16 protein-coding genes and 1 pseudogene are annotated in these 15,977 nt (G+C 64.6%); 6 read left to right on the top strand and 11 right to left on the bottom strand.

Annotated features, from left to right (window positions below; genetic code table 11):
• The first annotated feature begins 10 nt into the window (after nt 1–10).
• The 6 genes from C0Z19_RS15600 (at nt 11) to C0Z19_RS15575 (ending at nt 6,705) form a co-directional block, all read left to right on the top strand.
• Nucleotides 11–769, top strand: coding sequence for an SDR family NAD(P)-dependent oxidoreductase (locus C0Z19_RS15600; protein WP_102610734.1), 759 nt, complete (start codon nt 11–13; stop codon nt 767–769).
• The gene (locus tag C0Z19_RS15595; protein ID WP_102610733.1) at nt 762–2,288 is read left to right on the top strand and encodes a sugar ABC transporter ATP-binding protein; all 1,527 of its coding nucleotides are present in this window, start codon (nt 762–764) and stop codon (nt 2,286–2,288) included. Before C0Z19_RS15600 ends, C0Z19_RS15595 begins: the two co-directional genes overlap by 8 nt.
• Nucleotides 2,285–3,304: an ABC transporter permease gene (locus C0Z19_RS15590; protein ID WP_102610732.1), complete on the top strand. Its 1,020-nt coding sequence runs from the start codon at nt 2,285–2,287 to the stop codon at nt 3,302–3,304. Before C0Z19_RS15595 ends, C0Z19_RS15590 begins: the two co-directional genes overlap by 4 nt.
• An 11-nt stretch (nt 3,305–3,315) precedes the next feature.
• Nucleotides 3,316–4,344 (top strand): ABC transporter permease, encoded by a 1,029-nt coding sequence (locus C0Z19_RS15585; protein WP_233196157.1) that lies wholly within the window; start codon nt 3,316–3,318, stop codon nt 4,342–4,344.
• A gap of 33 nt (nt 4,345–4,377) precedes the next feature.
• Nucleotides 4,378–5,607 (top strand): sugar ABC transporter substrate-binding protein, encoded by a 1,230-nt coding sequence (locus C0Z19_RS15580; RefSeq protein WP_102610730.1) that lies wholly within the window; start codon nt 4,378–4,380, stop codon nt 5,605–5,607.
• Nucleotides 5,608–5,796: 189 nt separating this feature from the next.
• Complete coding sequence (locus C0Z19_RS15575; RefSeq protein ID WP_102610729.1) at nt 5,797–6,705, top strand: amidohydrolase family protein; 909 nt, start codon at nt 5,797–5,799, stop codon at nt 6,703–6,705.
• A gap of 76 nt (nt 6,706–6,781) precedes the next feature.
• On the opposite strand, the gene C0Z19_RS15570 is transcribed toward C0Z19_RS15575, so the two are convergent.
• The 11 genes and pseudogenes from C0Z19_RS15570 to C0Z19_RS15525 all read right to left on the bottom strand — a co-directional run bounded on the left by C0Z19_RS15570 (nt 6,782) and on the right by C0Z19_RS15525 (nt 15,964).
• Nucleotides 6,782–7,477, bottom strand: a complete 696-nt coding sequence (locus C0Z19_RS15570; RefSeq protein ID WP_102610728.1) for a VIT1/CCC1 transporter family protein — start codon at nt 7,475–7,477, stop codon at nt 6,782–6,784.
• 101 nt (nt 7,478–7,578) lie between these two features.
• Nucleotides 7,579–7,698: pseudogene (locus C0Z19_RS29175) on the bottom strand (sensor domain-containing diguanylate cyclase); the annotation flags it as partial.
• A gap of 3 nt (nt 7,699–7,701) precedes the next feature.
• Nucleotides 7,702–8,286, bottom strand: a complete 585-nt coding sequence (locus tag C0Z19_RS15565) for a hemerythrin domain-containing protein (RefSeq protein WP_102610727.1) — start codon at nt 8,284–8,286, stop codon at nt 7,702–7,704.
• 451 nt (nt 8,287–8,737) lie between these two features.
• Nucleotides 8,738–9,091 (bottom strand): RidA family protein, encoded by a 354-nt coding sequence (locus C0Z19_RS15560; protein WP_102610726.1) that lies wholly within the window; start codon nt 9,089–9,091, stop codon nt 8,738–8,740.
• Nucleotides 9,092–9,141: 50 nt separating this feature from the next.
• Nucleotides 9,142–10,335, bottom strand: a complete 1,194-nt coding sequence (locus C0Z19_RS15555; RefSeq protein WP_233196156.1) for an NAD(P)/FAD-dependent oxidoreductase — start codon at nt 10,333–10,335, stop codon at nt 9,142–9,144.
• The gene (locus tag C0Z19_RS15550; protein WP_102610725.1) at nt 10,328–11,734 is read right to left on the bottom strand and encodes an FAD-dependent oxidoreductase; all 1,407 of its coding nucleotides are present in this window, start codon (nt 11,732–11,734) and stop codon (nt 10,328–10,330) included. The genes C0Z19_RS15555 and C0Z19_RS15550 overlap by 8 nt, the downstream gene beginning before the upstream one ends.
• Nucleotides 11,724–12,077: a (2Fe-2S)-binding protein gene (locus C0Z19_RS15545; protein WP_102610724.1), complete on the bottom strand. Its 354-nt coding sequence runs from the start codon at nt 12,075–12,077 to the stop codon at nt 11,724–11,726. Before C0Z19_RS15545 ends, C0Z19_RS15550 begins: the two co-directional genes overlap by 11 nt.
• Nucleotides 12,078–12,084: 7 nt before the next feature.
• Nucleotides 12,085–13,230: an NAD(P)/FAD-dependent oxidoreductase gene (locus C0Z19_RS15540; protein ID WP_102610723.1), complete on the bottom strand. Its 1,146-nt coding sequence runs from the start codon at nt 13,228–13,230 to the stop codon at nt 12,085–12,087.
• A complete protein-coding gene (locus C0Z19_RS15535; protein ID WP_102610722.1) occupies nt 13,227–14,024 on the bottom strand; it encodes an ABC transporter permease in 798 nt (265 codons plus the stop codon). The genes C0Z19_RS15540 and C0Z19_RS15535 overlap by 4 nt, the downstream gene beginning before the upstream one ends.
• A gap of 10 nt (nt 14,025–14,034) precedes the next feature.
• Nucleotides 14,035–14,907, bottom strand: coding sequence for an ABC transporter permease (locus C0Z19_RS15530; protein ID WP_102610721.1), 873 nt, complete (start codon nt 14,905–14,907; stop codon nt 14,035–14,037).
• On the bottom strand, nt 14,894–15,964 hold the full coding sequence (locus tag C0Z19_RS15525) for an ABC transporter ATP-binding protein (RefSeq protein WP_102610720.1): 1,071 nt from the start codon (nt 15,962–15,964) through the stop codon (nt 14,894–14,896). The genes C0Z19_RS15530 and C0Z19_RS15525 overlap by 14 nt, the downstream gene beginning before the upstream one ends.
• Between the last annotated feature and the right edge of the window lie 13 nt (nt 15,965–15,977).

Raw genomic sequence — 15,977 nt, 5'->3', positions numbered from 1 at the left:
GGAGTACGTCATGGCAGGTCGTCTCACCGGCAAGCGCATCATCATCACCGGCGCAACCGGCAACATCGGCAAGGAAGCAGCGCGCAGTTTCATCGCGGAAGGCGCGCGTATCGTGATCGGCGATCTCGCTGAAGAAGCGGGCCGCGCAGTGGTCGACGAGCTCGGCGACGCCGCGCATTTCGTTCAGGTCGACGTCACCAGCGAAGCGAGCGTCGCGAACCTGATCGCGCGCGGCGTCCAATGGCTCGGCGGGCTCGACGTGCTGGCGCAGAACGCGGGCCTGCAACGCTCGGGACCGATTGCCAGCTTCGAGCAGGCCGCCTGGGACGCGCTGTTCGCGGTCAACGCGCGCGCGCATTTCTTCGGCGCCAAGCATGCGATCCCGTATCTGCGGCAATCGGGCAAGGGCTCGATTATCAACATGTCGTCGCTGGCGGGCAAACGCGGCGGTCCGGGGCTGGTCGCTTATTCGGCATCCAAAGGCGCGGTAGTGGCGTTCACCGCCGCGCTCGCGCTCGAACTCGCACCCGACAACATCCGCGTGAACGCGATCTGCCCCGGCTGGGTCGACACCGCCTTCAACCAGCCCGCGATCGACTTCATGGGCGGTGCCGACGCGCAGCAGCGGAAAATCGCCGCGCTGGTGCCGCTCGGCCGTCAGGCCCGCTCCGACGAAATCGCGCCGCTGTTCGTCTATCTGGCCGCCGACGAATCGGCCTACGTGACCGCGCAATCGTTCAGCATCGACGGTGGTGTCTACAATGGCTGACGCTGTCGCCCAGGCCGCGGGCACGCCGAAGAGGCTCGATCTACAGGGCATCGCCAAAGCGTATGGTGCGACCATCGCGGTGCGCCGCGTGTCGCTCGATATCGAAGCGGGCGAAATCCACGCGCTGCTGGGTGAGAACGGCGCCGGCAAATCCACCATCGTGAAAGTGCTGTCGGGCATCGTGACACCGGACAGCGGCGCGCTCACGCTCGACGGTCACGCCTATGCGCCGGCCGACCCGATGGCCGCGCGCGCGGCCGGTGTATCGACCGCGTTTCAGGAACTGAGCCTCCTGCCCAATCTGAGCGTGACGGAAAACCTGATGCTGCCGCGCCAGGTGAAGGGCAGGATCGGCCTGGTGTCGGTCAAGGCGAGCGAAGAACGCGCCGCCGCGATGCTTGCCGAATACGGGCTGAGCCACATTCATCCGGGCCTGCATGTGCGCTCGCTGTCGCTGGCAGAGAAGCAGCGCGTCGAGATCATGCGTGCGGTGGCCCGGCACCCGAAGCTGCTGGTGCTGGACGAGCCGACCGCGGCGCTGTCCGACCCCACCTGGCTGTTCGACATTCTCGAGCGCATCACCGCCGCCGGCACCGCCGTGCTGTACATCTCGCACCGGCTCTCCGAAGTGCGCCGGTTGTGCCGCCGCGGCACCGTGCTGCGCAACGGGGAAAGCATCGAAACCGTCTCGCTCGCCGGTATCGACGACGCGGGCATCTTCAAGATGATGGTCGGCTCCGCCGCGCGCGACACGCAGGCGGCGCGCAGCGCGCCGGCCCAGCGCCGCGACGAAGCGTTCGGCGTGACCAACCTGTCCGGCGGCACGGTCGCGACGATGACACTGAGCGTCGGCAAGGGCGAGATCGTCGGTGTCGCCGGTCTTGAAGGCCAGGGCCAGCGCGACCTGTTCCGCATGCTGGCCGGGCTCACGCCGGCACGCGGCGGCGAGATCCGCATCGACGGCAAGACGGTCCTCCTGTCCAATCCCGCCGACGCGGCGAATGCCGGCATCGGCTTCGTGCCCGAAGAGCGCAAGACCGAAGGCGTATTCCTCGGACTGCGCACCGACAGCAACATGACGCTGCCGGTGCTCGGCCGGCTGGGACGCTTCGGCGTGGTCAACCGCGCGCGCGAGCAAGCCGCCGTGGACCAGGAAGCCGCGCGCGTCGACTTGTCCACCCGCTATCTGAAACTGAAGATCGGCGCATTGTCGGGCGGCAATCAGCAGAAGGCGCTGATTGGCCGCGTGCTGATGTCCGGCGCGCGGCACCTCGTACTGTTCGATCCGACGCGCGGTGTCGACGTCGGCACAAAAGCCGTGATCTATGACCTGATTCGCGAGTTCGTCGCACAGGGCGGCGCGGCGCTAGTCTATTCCACTGAACTGGCGGAACTCATCCACCTCGTCGACCGTTGCGTGGTCGTCTATGGCGGACGCGTCGCAGGCGAAGCATCGGGCGACCAACTGTCCGAGCCACGCCTCGTCGCGCTCGCCGCCGGACATGGAGTCCCTGCATGAACCACCCTGCGTCCTTTTCTTCGTCCTCCTCCGTGTCGAACGCGCTGCGCCCCGATTCGTGGTACCGGCGCATGCTCGGCGACGGCACCACCATCATCGTCGTGATCCTCGCGGTGCTGACGGTGATCTTCGCAGCCACGCAAGCCGATGCGCTGAGCGGTTCGGTGCTCACCGACATCCTCAATAACAGCCTGCCGCTCGCGCTCGCGGCGGCCGGCGGCACGCTGGTCGTGTTGACGCGCGGCTTCGACCTGTCGGTCGCCGGCGTGGTGTCACTCACCAACGTGCTGGTCGCCGTGCATGGCGGCGACGGCCCGTGGGGCGCCGTGCAGGGCGCGGCAATCGCGATGGCGGCCGGCGCCGCCGTCGGAGCGATCAACGGCTACCTGATCGCGTACTGGAAGCTGCAATCCATCGCGCTCACGCTCGCCACGATGATCGTCTGCTCGGGCATCACGCTGCTGATTCTCGACGCGCCGGGCGGCAACGTCTCCGACTTCATGACCTACACGATGACCGACCGCATCCGCGGCATCGTGCCGGTGTCGCTCGCCATCGCCGTCGCAGCGTATGCGATCTGGCGCGTGCTGCGGCGCACCGATTGGGGCGTCGGCCTGTATGCCACCGGCGCCGACGAAACCGCCGCCGTGCTGGCCGGCGTGCCGGTCAGGCGAGTCAAGCTGATCGCCTACATGCTCGCAGGCGTGTGCTACGGCCTCGCCGGCTTCATGCTGACCGCGCTCACGTCAACCGGCACGCCCAACGCGGGTGAACCGTATCTGCTGCTGGTGTTCGCCGCGATCGCGCTCGGCGGCACCTCGTTCTCGGGCGGCCGCGGCGGCGTGGCCGGCTCGCTGCTCGGCGCGCTCACGCTGACGCTGCTGCAGAAGGTGCTGTTCTCTACCGGCGTGTCGTCGTTCTATACCGGCATTTTCCAGGGCGTCGTGATGATCGCCGCCGTCGTCGTGGCGGTGTTCTTCGCGCGCATCAGCACCCGTGGGGAGGTTCACGCATGACTCAGGCTCGATTGACCGGCGGCCGGCCCGCCGACACGCGCGGCGGCGACGCCGCACCTGGCTGGTTCAGCCGGCTCGACCGCGACCTGCGCACCGCCATCGCGCTGTTCGCGATTTCGTTCGCGCTGATCGCCGCCTCGCGCGTGCTCGGGCCGAACTTCGGCAGCCTCGCTCAGATGAAGGCGATCCTTGTGATATCGAGCTTCCTGATGGTGGTCGCCTTCGGCCAGCAGATGGTGATCCTGCTCGGCGGCCTCGACCTGAGCGTCGCCTCGATGATGACGCTCGGCGGCGTGCTCGCGTTCAAGTGGGTCGGCGGCGCAGATTCCGCCGTCGCCTGGGGTGTGCCGGCGATTCTGCTCATCACGGCGGCGCTCGGCGCGTGCAGCGGCATCGGCGTGAGTCTCATCAAGATTCCGCCATTCATCATGACGCTGGCGATGGGCGTGATCCTGTACGGCGTGACGCTCGGCTTCACTCAGGGAACGCCGACCGGCCAGCCGTCGGCCGCGTTGTCCGCGCTGTTCGCGAACACCCCGCTCGGCACGCCGATCCTGTATCTGATCGTGCTCGGCACCGCCGCCGGCTGCTTCCTTCAGATGCGCACGAGCTTCGGGCGCAAGCTCTACGCGCTCGGCACCAATCCGACCGCCGCGTATGTCGCCGCGCTGCCGGTGCATCGGCTCACCATCTCGACCTATGCGATCAGCGGCGCGAGCGCGGGCCTCGCCGGCATCCTGATGCTCGGCTACGTGCGTGGCGTCACGCTGACGCTCGGTCAAAGCTATCTGCTGCCGTCGGTAGCGGCGGCGGTGATCGGCGGCACCTCGATCGTCGGTGGCCGCGGCATCTATCTGGGCGCCGCCGCCGGCGCGGTCCTGCTGACCACGCTGTCGACCATCGTCTCGTCGCTCGGTATCGCCGAAGGCTGGCGCACGATCATTTACGGCGTCGTGATCTTCGTCGCGCTGGTGCTGTTGCGCGACGACCTCGCGCTGCTCATCAAACGCAGTGCTTCAAGTAGTAGAAAACAACCCTAAAGAATGGGACATCCCGACGCATCAGGAGGACACATGAACTATCGAAAAGCCTTTAAAACCTGCGCTCTCGCGCTTGGCGCCGCCGCCGTGCTGGCCGGCTCCATCACTGCATCCCAGGCCCAGACGCCGCAGAAGAAGTACAAGGTGTATCTGAGCATGAGCTACAGCGGCAACGGCTATCAGACCGAAACATCGAATCTGATCAAGGCGCTCGCCGCCACTCCGCCGTACGACAAGCTGGTCGATCTGAAAACGGTCATCTCCGGCACTGACGTGCAGGCGCAGGCAGCGGCGTATCAGAGCATGGTGTCGGCGGGCGCCGACGCCATCATCACGTTCCCGATCTCTTCGACCGGCCTGAACCGTGCGATCCACGAAGCGTGCGAAAAACACGTGCTGGTGTACACGTACAGCGCGACGGTGACCGAACCGTGCGCGCGCACGGTCAGCTACATCACCGCCGGTTTCGCGCCGAATACCGCGCAATGGCTGGTGAATAAACTGAACGGCAAGGGCAACGTGTTCATCGATCGCGGCGTGCCCGGTAACTCGGTCGACAAGATGAATTACGACGGCGCGATGAGCGTGTTCAAGAAGTATCCGGGCATCAAGATCGTCGCGGAATACTACGGCATGTGGAACAGCCAGACGACCCAGCAGGAAACGGCCAAGGCGCTCGCCGCGCACCCCGACGTCGATGCGATTTTCGGTGAAAACGGCGAGGACGGCATCGTCGCGGCGATGCTCGCGAGCGGTCAGAAGAAGCTCGTGCCGGTGACGGGCGAAAACACCAACGGCTTCCGTCTCGCGCTGGCGAACGCGGATCTGAAGAAGCGCGGCCTCGACGGCATTTCTTCGGGCGATCCGATCAACGTGTCGGGTTACGCGTTCAAGCTGATGATGGAAGAGTTGACCGGCAAGCGCAAAGTCACGGTACATAACATCGAGTACCCATTGCCGTGGGTGCCGGCCGCCAAGGTCAAGGTATGCACGGGCGATACCTTCGTTAACGGCTGTAACGCGTTCCCGTCGACCAAGGTGCCTGATTCGTTCAACACCGAGGTGTTCGACCCTGTGCTGACTCCCGAGCTGTCGCTGATGTCAGCGCTGCACGGCACGCCGACACCGGGCGCGACGATCCAGCCGCTGCCGGCCAACATCATCAAGGAAGCACCGAACGTTCCCGGCGTGAACTGCCAGCATTGCGAAGCGCCGGCCGATCTGTTCAAGCTGACCAAGGTGGTGGCTTCGGTCAAGCCGTAAGCGCGGGACGCCTTATCAGCGCTATCAACGCCCTTGGCGTTGCCACCCCGCGCAAGCGGCTCGACGATTCGGTCCGGGTTCGCCCGGACCGGATCTTTTTCTCAATCACGCGAATCGCGCAATTCGCGCAACGTCCGGTGGGACTGGAACCCGCGGACGCCAACGATTCTGGCGGTGGAGGCTTCACTCATGACCATTCCGGTATGCGATCCGGCACGCCCTCTTTCACGTGCGCCGAAACAGCCTTTTCCGCCCGGCACGGTGGACTGTCATTTTCACGTTTTCGGCCCGGAAACCACATGGCCGTACGCGCCGGGGCGCAGCTATACGCCGCCCGACGCCACGCTCGCCGACTATGAACAACTGGCCCAAACGTTCGGCATCGCCCGCTCGGTGATCGTCCAGCCGAGTCCGTACGGCATGGACAACCGGCGCAGTCTGCAAGTGATGGCCGAGAGCCGATTGCCGATGCGCGCGGTACTCGTGCTCGAACCGTCCGTCACGGATGCCGAACTGGCCGAATACCACAGGCTCGGCGCGCGCGGCGTGCGGGTGAATCTGGTCTTCGGTGCAGGGCTCGCGATCGGCACGGCGGACACGCTCGCCCAGCGCATCCGCGAACTGGGCTGGCATCTGCAGTTTCTCGCCGACGTGTCGGCAATCGATGACTTGCCTGGCCTCGTGCAGCGGCTGCGTGTGCCGACCGTGTTCGATCATCTGGGCCATGTGCCGGCAGCCAAGGGTACCGGCGACGCGGGCTTTCAGAACCTGCTCGCACTGGTCCGCGAAGAGCTCGCGTGGGTGAAGTTGTCCGGCCCATATCGCAGCACCGGCCTGCAAGCCACGCCCTACGACGATATGCGGCCGTTTGTCGACGCGCTGATCGAAGCGAATCCGCGTCAACTGGTTTGGGGCACGGACTGGCCGCATCCGTCGATTCCCGTGCCGATGCCGGACGACACCGACCTCACCGATCAGTTCGGCGAGTGGGTCGGAGACGTGGCGCTGCGGCAGGCGATCCTGGTGGACAACCCGGAGCGGCTGTATGGGTTCGAGCCGTACATGGCGGAGCCGAAAGACCTCGCCGCGACACGCTAGTCACGTCCGCCGAGATTCGCGGCGATTATTCAGAACAACCTGACGCTTCGCTCAATTCCTGATTGCGTCCGGTGCTTCAGACAACCGCACCAAACAACGCGCCGACGCCTGAGGATACGCCCATTGCGAGGGCACTCCAGAACACGACGCGGATGACACCCGGGCCGACTTTCGCTCCGCCCGCTTTAGCGGCCAAGCCACCTAGCGCGGCTAGTGAAACGAGAGCAGAGAGGATGATGGCTGGAAGCAGCACTGATTCGGGCGCAAGCGCGGCAACGACAGCCGGCAAAGCGGCGCCAACTGCAAAACTGGAGGCAGAAGCCAGCGCGGCTTGAAGAGGCCGGGCAGACGTCGCCTTCGAAATGCCCAGCTCATCACGCGCATGCGCCCCTAGTGCGTCGTGCGCCATCAGCTTTTCGGCAACCTGCTCGGCAAGCGACACATCCAGGCCGCGACGTACGTAGATGGCAGTCAATTCTCGATGTTCGCGCGGGAAGTCGGCATTGAGTTCGGCTTGCTCCTGGGTGAGCGAGGCCTTTTCAGTATCCGCTTGCGAGGAAACAGAAACATATTCTCCGGTCGCCATCGACATCGCCCCTGCCACCAAGCCGGCCACGGCCGTGAGCACGACGCTTCCATGAGGCGTTTGCGCCGAGGCCACGCCGGCGACAAGGCTCGCTGTCGAGACAATGCCATCATTGGCGCCCAATACAGCGGCACGCAACCAGTTCATGGATCCGAGACGATGCAGTTCAAGATGGCGTGGCAGCATAATGCCTCCGTTAGAGATCGTGCCAGCGAGTTCAAGCAGCGGTATCGTTTTGCCGTTTCTTCTCTGTCCCCGGCGCTTCGATTGCTACATCGGGCGCAGGATCAGCGCGACTGCAGCTTCGTCAAATTGATGAACGCCATGATGTCGATGCCTTCGTTCGGCACCACCGTGCCCACGCCGAAGCTCGCTGTGACGCGCTGACCATGCGGCGAGCGCAGATTCAATCAATGAAGGTCCGGTGGCTGGCCCAGATCCTTTGGCACCTGCGCGTCCAGAGCGATCTGCCTTCGAAGCGCATCGAAGCGCTCCAGTGCATTCTCTCCGAAAAGCGGATCGGGACTAGCCGGTACGGCCGCATCGACTGCGGCCCAGTCCTGTTCTGTCAGCACCTGCGCAGCGCGAGGCATCACGTCTCGCTCCTCAGTGGAAAGGTGATGACGATAGTACACAAGATACGTCGCCGCGGCCGCCTCCAGAGCCGTGCGCGAGATGACAACATCTCCCGCGGCTTCATTGATACGAATCAGGAGTTCATCGCCGGCCGTGGCAATCACGCGATGCTCCTGCAGAAGGCGGTTCACCACAATTTGCGTCCCGGGATCCCGCTCAGCAAGCCGCGCGTACGCAACATCCTCCCGCGGATGATGGACACGATCGGAAAAATTCCGCATGTAGTAAAGGATATCGCCCATGAGCGCGTAATTCGGGCTCACACCCCGGTCGAGCGCCGCTACCTGTTCTTGCAGAATGTCGAGTAGCCGGGCGAAATTAATGTGCTCGGTGTGCCATACGGCAAGTGGGTCGGCCATGGCGTGCTCCACGGAAATGGGTCAAGTACACGATAGACGCTCTGTACCAAAGCAAATGCATGCCTTGCAGTGTCGTGGTCGACAGCGCCCAGCGTGGTCAGTCCAATTGAAATACTACTGGTTGCGGCCCGGGAAACACTGACACAGGTCAACCCACTGTGGCATGAGTGGTGTGCTTTGTACGCGGCGATCCGCGGCCTCGTATGGAAGGTGCTCACACGCCTCGGTAGCGTGCCTGCGGTTTAGTTGTGCCGCTCCACGACAGGCGGGTCGATATGCATGTCTTCCCGCAACTCGTTGCTCACACCCTCGTGAACACGAGGGCGCTCGACCATCTTGCGGCCATCAATCCGCCGGTGGCGGCCAGTATGAACAGCTTCTGCGCAAGCACGTGCCGTCCCTCGAGACACGCATTGCCGAGGTGAACTACTTATCGACCGCCCCACCGATTTCAACCCAGCGCCACCACCGCAATTTCGACGAGCAGATGCGGGGCCGCAAGCTTTGCTTCCACGGTGGCCCGCGTCGGCGCGCAGCCTTGCGGGACCCATGCGTCCCACACCTCGTTCATGCCTGCGAAATCGCGCTCGATGTTCGCCAGCCAGACCTGAGCCGACACAAGCCGCGTTTTGTCGATGCCCGCCTTTTCCAGAAACCCGTCGATTTTCTCAAGTACCTTTGCGGTCTGCACTTTCACATCGGGGGCGGGATCTGCCGAGGTCTGGCCACCGATGAACACGAGGCCCGCGGCCTTCACGACGCGGCTCATGCGTTGATTGGTATCGATGCGGACGATATCGGACATCTGTTTGACTCCTTGTGGATTGAAACGAATTGAAGATGAATGCGAGAACGCTAAGCCACCGGGTGATGGCCAGCGGTGCTCGGCATTGGGCTCGCATCGGTCACTGCAAACGATCGGTCGATCGCAAAGGCATCGAGCGGCAGCGAAGTGGTGCCATCGATCATCATCTGGGCCACGAGCTGCCCGCAAGCCGGACCCAACTGAAATCCGCTGCCGCAATAACCGAACGAGTAGTAGAGATTCGACGCTGTACGGCTCGCTGAAATAACCGGCAGCGCGTCATCGGTAAACGCTTCGACACCGGCCCACGCGCGATTGATACCAAGGTGGCGCAGATGCGGGAATAGATCGACCACGGTCTGGGCGCTCTTCACGAGACGCATGAAGTCGACTTCGCCGTGTCTGCCTGGCAAATCCGCCACACCGATCAATTTGCCGCCGATCACGACCGTACCGTTGTGGAACTGCTTGAACGACAGCGGTCGCCCGGTTGCACCGAGCGTGGCCTTGCAAAAGGGTGCGACGCGATGCGTGACCATCAGCATCAATCCCTCTGGATGAACAGGCACGGGTTCGCCAGCCTGAAGCGCCAGATCGCCCGACCATGCGCCGGCCGCAATGAGCATTTTCCCCGCTGCGAACCAGCCTCGCGGCGTCTGCACGTACCAGCGCTCGCCGCGTTGCTCGATGCGCGCCACCGGCGTGCCTTCATGAAAGCTAACGCCCCGCCGCTGCGCGGCAAGCCGAAACGCCGTCGTCGTCCGAAACGGCAGCGCATAACCGTCGCGTTCGACCCAGATGCCACCTGTCACGTGAGGCGCGAGCGCGGGCTCCAACTCGAGCACCATCTCGCGATCGATCAGCTTTTCATGCGTAAAGCCGTGCGCTTCGAGCAGGTCCACGCGCTCGCGGCACTCCTCGAATTCCGCTTGCGTTTCCGCGATCTTCAACTGACCCGACGGTACGAAGCCGCCATCGTCACCCACGATCTCGGGCAACGTATGCCACATCTCGCGCGACATCAGCGCGAGTGGAATCTCCGGCAGCGGCCGCCCGAGCGTACGCACACCACCGGCGTTGACGCCCGACGAATGGCGCGCCACATAGTCGGCCTCCAATACGATCACGCTCGCCCCGCCGCACGCCAGGTGGAATGCGCTGCTCGTGCCGTGCAGCCCACCGCCTATCACGAGAACGTCAGCCTCCTGCACCACGCCCGCGCCCTGTTGCGAAATCTCATTCACCGGCGAGCTCTCCGAGCGTAAGCGGCTTGATCGGCGGCCGAATGCGGTAATAGCCCACTTCGGCCGGCGATACCTTGCGCGCATCGGCGATCACCTCCGTGACCGTCAGCCCGCACATGCGTCCTTGACACGGGCCCATGCCGCAACGTCCGAACGATTTCGCCTGGTTCGGCCCGACACACCCGAGTGCCACGAAGCCGCGCAGATCGCCGGCCGTGACTTCCTCGCAGCGGCAGACGATCGTGCTGTCGGCAGGAATGCGATTGACGTCGCGCGGCCGATAGAGGCTGTCGAGGAAAGGACGGATGCGCATCACGCGCGCGAGCGCCGCGCGATACGACGCCGCTTCGCGATCGCGTACCGCGACATCGAGCGCGCCGAGTTGAGACGCCACCGCAAGCGCCGCAAGCGCACCCTGTTCAAAGGCGGCCTGCGCCCCGCCGATTCCCGCACCGTCGCCCGCGACGAAGATGCCCGGCACATCGAGTTCGCCCCATTGATCCGTTTGCGGTGTGAAGCACAACTGAGCATCGTCCCAGCGATGCGCAGCGCGCAAGGCATGCGTGAATTGCGTATTCGGCACAACGCCTTGATGCAGCAGAATCACGTCGGCTTCGACACGATGCGCGCCGCTCGCTGTCGAGAAAGTGAGTGCGGACGCCCGCTGCACCCCGTCGCTTGCCGTCTTGCCTTCAATGCGCAGATCGTCGGCGCCCTCGTACATCGGCACGCCGGCCGCGCGCAATGTACGAATCAGTTGCAGGCCCTTGCTCAGAAAAGGCCACGCGCGCAACGCCGAGAACAAATGACGCTTGGCTCGCCAGCGATCTTCGTGGCGCGTCGTATCCACGAGTGCGCGAATCGGCACTCCGGCACGCACATATTGCCATCCCAGCAAGTACAGCAGCGGTCCGCACCCGGCCAGCACCGGCGCGGCGGCCGGCACTTCTCCGGCGCTCTTGAGCAGAATCTGCGCGGCGCCTGCCGTCAGCACGCCGGGCAGCGTCCAGCCCGGAATCGGAAACGGACGTTCAAGCGCTCCGCTTGCCAGAATGATGCGCTTCGCCTCGAAGCTGCCAACCTTGCCATCCTTGAGGTAATGCACCGAGCGCTCGCGCGTGACCTGCCATACCGACGCGTTCGCAACGTGCCGCGCGCCCGAGCGAGCGAACGCTTCGGCGATCGGCGAGCCGGCCGCGTAATCGGCGCCGAGTATTTCCTTGCGGCGCGTATCGGCACGGCCGATGGCGCGGTAGATCTGCCCGCCCACGGCATCCTGTTCATCGAGCAACACCACGGAAAGGCCCGCGCCGGCCGCCCGCGTGGCCGCGCTCATTCCAGCCGGTCCGGCCCCCACGACGACCACATCCACCTTTTCCGGAGAGAAATCAGCGGTCATGATGATGCTCCGCTGCGTCGGCGTTCAACGGCGGCAAGTCGCGCGCGCCTTCCTGCGAATAAATGCGCATGCCTGCGCGCACCTGCACCATGCAACTTTGTCGGCTCGGCACGCCGTCGATTTCAACGAGACATTCGAAGCACGCGCCCATCATGCAATACGGTGCGCGCGGCGAGCCCGAGACGGGCGTCGCGCGAAAGCGCGACACGCCGGCTGCGAGCAATGCGGCTGCGACCGAGCGCTCGCCCGGCACTGAAAGCGGCTCGTCGTTGAACCAGATGTCGACCAGCGCCTCGGCGCCGGTCAACGGTTTGAACAGGGGATGTGTCGATTGGCAACTCATGGTGGTTTCAGTGAGCGGAGATCGGTACGGCGGCACGCATGAAGCGCCGCGCGGAAAAAGCCGGTAGTTCGTCGGGCATCGGGCCGCCCGCGATCCAGGGCGCGAGACGCAATGCATGCGCGGCGGCAAGCGTGACGCCGCTGTGGCAGGTCACGACGAAGGCGCCCGGATGCGCTGCCGATTGTTCGTAGATCGGAAACCCGTCCGGGCTATAGACGCGCAGCGCCGCCCAGGTCCGCACCAGCCGCACGTCGCGCAGCATGGGGAAAGTCCGCACGCCGCGCCGCGCGATGTCGCCGAGTACGCGCGTGGTTGTGAAGTCGTTGAGACCGACCTCCTCCATCGAGTCGCCGAACTGCACGGTGCCTTCATCGGTCTGACGCACGTTCAACGTCGGATAGTGCAAGAACGGAGCAACGCGCTCACTGACGAGCACTTGCCCACGATTGGGCGAGACCGGTGCGTCGAGCCCTACGAGCGGCGCGAGCGCGCGATTGCCGAGACCGGCAGCCAGCACGAGCCGCGCAGCGCGATAGGTATTGCGATCGGTCCTCACCTCGAACCCGCCATGCGCACCGGCGGACGGTTCGATCCCGGCCACTCGTTCTCCCGATACGAGCTCGACGCGCCGCCGCTGCATACCCGCATGCAACGCCCGCAGCAGTTTCAGCGGATTGACGTGGCCATCCATCGGCGTGTAACTGGCGCCGATGACCGCCGGCCCGATGCCGGGCACGCGATCGCGCACTTCGCGGTGGTCGAGCAGTTCGAACGGGTAATCGCCAATCTCTTGCCGCAGTGTCGACAAACGCTTGTGGCGTTCGGTCAATTCGGCGTCGGAGAAGCAGAAATGAAAACCGCCGGGCTGACGCAGCGCGACATCGATGCCGGCATCGTCGAGCAAGCCCGTGGCCAACCCGGGCCAGCGAGAGGCAGAGCCGCGCGACCAGCGCGCATAGGGCGTCAGGCCATATCCTTTGCCCTGAATCCATACGAGTCCGAAGTTGCCGCGCGATGCGCGAAAACCGCCGTCGCCTTCGTCGAGCACCGTCACGCGCACGCCCTCGCGCGCAAGCCCGTATGCAAGCGCCGAGCCGACCAGCCCGCCGCCGATCACAAGCACATCGGCGCTCGGAGATGCCTTCAATGTCATCGAACTTCCCCAATCAGGATACGGTCCAGCCCAACCAGGCGGTCGAGGATCACCATCAGCAGCACGGTCCCCACGATCAACACGGCCGACACCGAGGCGACGAGCGGGTCGATCGTCTGCGCGATCGCGTTGTACATGGCAACCGGAAGCGTCGTCGTGCCAGGCGTGGCGACGAAGATCGTCATGGTCAGCTCGTCGAAACTCTGGATGAACGACAACAGCCAACCGCCGGCGACGCCGGTCATGATCATCGGCAGCACGACTCGGCGAAATGCCGTGAAGCGACCCGCTCCGCACGACAGCGCGGCGCGCTCGGCATCACGGTCGAGCCCCACCACCGACGACAGCGTGAGACGCAGCGCATAGGGCAGTACGATCACGACGTGCGTGCAGACGAGCGCCCAAAACGATCCGCCAACCCCGAGCAGGGATAAGAACCGCAGAAATGCGATGCCGAGCACGACGGCGGGAATCATCATCGGCGACAGAAAGAACGCCATTACTGCCCCGCGTCCGCGGAAGCGATAGCGTGCAATGGCGAGCGCGGCTGGCACCGCGAGCGCCACGCCGATCGTCGCCGCCGAAAATGCGAGCCGCACCGACAGCCAGAACGACGAGACGATGTCGTCGTCTTCGAGAATCGCGCGGAACCAACGCAGCGACGCGCCGTGGAACGGCATCGAGATATAGCCCTTATCCGTAAACGCGACCAGCATCACGACGACGAGCGGCGCAAGGATGAACGTCAGAAAGAACGCGTTATAGACGAGCGAGAAGAATCCGTTTTGCTTCATCGCTTCCCCCTCAATCGAAGACGTGCTTGAAGCGACGTTCGGCAAGCCGGCTGCAGCCCATGACGATCGCAACGTTCGCGATCAGCAACAGCACTGCGATGCTCGCGCCGAGCGGCCAATTGAGCGTGCCGAGAAACTCGTCGTAAGCGGCCGTGGCAACCACCTTCAGTCGCCGCCCGCCGATGAGCGCGGGCGTGGCGAATGCGGAGGCCGAGAGCGCGAAGACGATGATCGAGCCCGACAGCACACCGGGCAGAATCTGCGGCAGCACGACGCGCCGAAACACGCGCAGCGGCGAGGCGCCGAGCGAACGGCCGGCCCACTCCACCTGCGGATCGAGCTTTTGCAGCGTGGCCCAGACCGACATCACCATGAACGGCACGAGCACGTGCGTGAGCGCAACGACCACACCGGTCATCGTGAAGACGAAGCGAATCGGTTCGTCGGTGATGCCGAAGGCCTGCAGCAGCTTGTTGATCACGCCGTTGTTGCCGAGCAGGATCTGCCAGCCCAGCGTGCGCACGACGACGGAGATCAACAGCGGCCCGATGACGATCAGCAGGCAAATCGACTGCCACGGCCTGCGCATCCGAGCGAGCACGATCGTCTCCGGCACGCCGAGCACGATCGAGAGCAGCGTCACGGCGAACGCGAGCGCGCCCGTGCGCAGAAAGATTGTGCCGTAGTACGGATCGGTCACGACCTGCAGATAGTTGCGCAGCGTGTAGCCCGGCTGCACGCCCGCCATGTCGCGAAAGACGTGAAACGACAGCACGAACGTCAGCAGCAGCGGGACCAGCAGCAACGCAGCGAAAAGCAGCAGCGCGGGTGCGGACAGCAGCCAGGGCGCGGCACCGCCGCGCGCGTCGTCAAGCGTGGCCATGATTGCCCTCCGGGCTCAATACGCGCAGGTCGTCGTCGGTCCAGGCCAGCCCCACGTCTTGCCCTTCATCGGGTGGCGGCGCGCCGTGGTTGGGCTGCGCGACATGAAGCCTGCCGAGCGAGGTTTCGACGACGAGCAGCCACTGATTGCCCACGAACACGCGCGTCGCGACACGTCCCCACACCCGCGCGTCGCCGTTGGCGATGCGCACCTTCTCGGGGCGGATATACACGTTGACGGCGCCGGTGACATCGCGTCCCTCGCGCGGCACGTGCAACGTGGCACCCGCCACCTCCACCTCCGCACAGCGGGGGTTATTGCGCAGCACCTGGCCCGCGAGGGTGTTGGTGCGGCCGAGGAAGGTCGAGGCGAACGGCGTAGCCGGACGTTCGTAGGCCTCGAACGGCGTGCTCAGTTGCGCGATCTTCCCTCCGTGCATGACGGCGATGCGATCGCTCATCGTCATCGCCTCCACCTGATCGTGCGTCACGAGAATCGTCGTGATGCCGAGCCGCTTCTGAATCGCACGCAGCTCGATATGCATTTCCTCGCGTAGCTTCGCATCGAGGTTCGACATCGGCTCGTCGAGCAGTAAGAGCTCGGGCTGCATCGCGATCGCACGGGCAATTGCCACACGTTGCCGCTGCCCGCCCGAGAGCTCCTTCGGATAGCGCGCATCGAGCCCGGTCAAATGCACGAGTTCGAGTGTCTCGGCGATGCGTTGTGCGCGCTGCTCGCGCTTCATCTTGCGCATTTCCAGGCCGAAGCCGACATTGCCGGCCACGGTCATGTGCGGAAACAGCGCATAGCTTTGAAACACGACGCCGATGCCGCGCTTCTCCGGGCGCTCATTCGTGATGTCACGGCCGTCGAGCAAAATGCGGCCGGTGCTCGGCGTAACGAAGCCGGCCACCATCTGCAGCGTCGTGGTCTTGCCGCAGCCCGACGGGCCGAGCAGCGACAAGAATTCGCCCCGTTCGACCTCCAGGTCGAGTTGCTCGATCGCTGTGAAATCGCCGTACCGCTTCGAAATACCTTGCAGGGAGAGAAAGCTCATCTGCGTCCATCCT

It is taken from the genome of Trinickia soli (genome assembly GCF_002879855.1).
GTDB classification, from domain to species: domain Bacteria; phylum Pseudomonadota; class Gammaproteobacteria; order Burkholderiales; family Burkholderiaceae; genus Trinickia; species Trinickia soli.
This window is presented reverse-complemented; position numbering and strand designations above follow the sequence as displayed.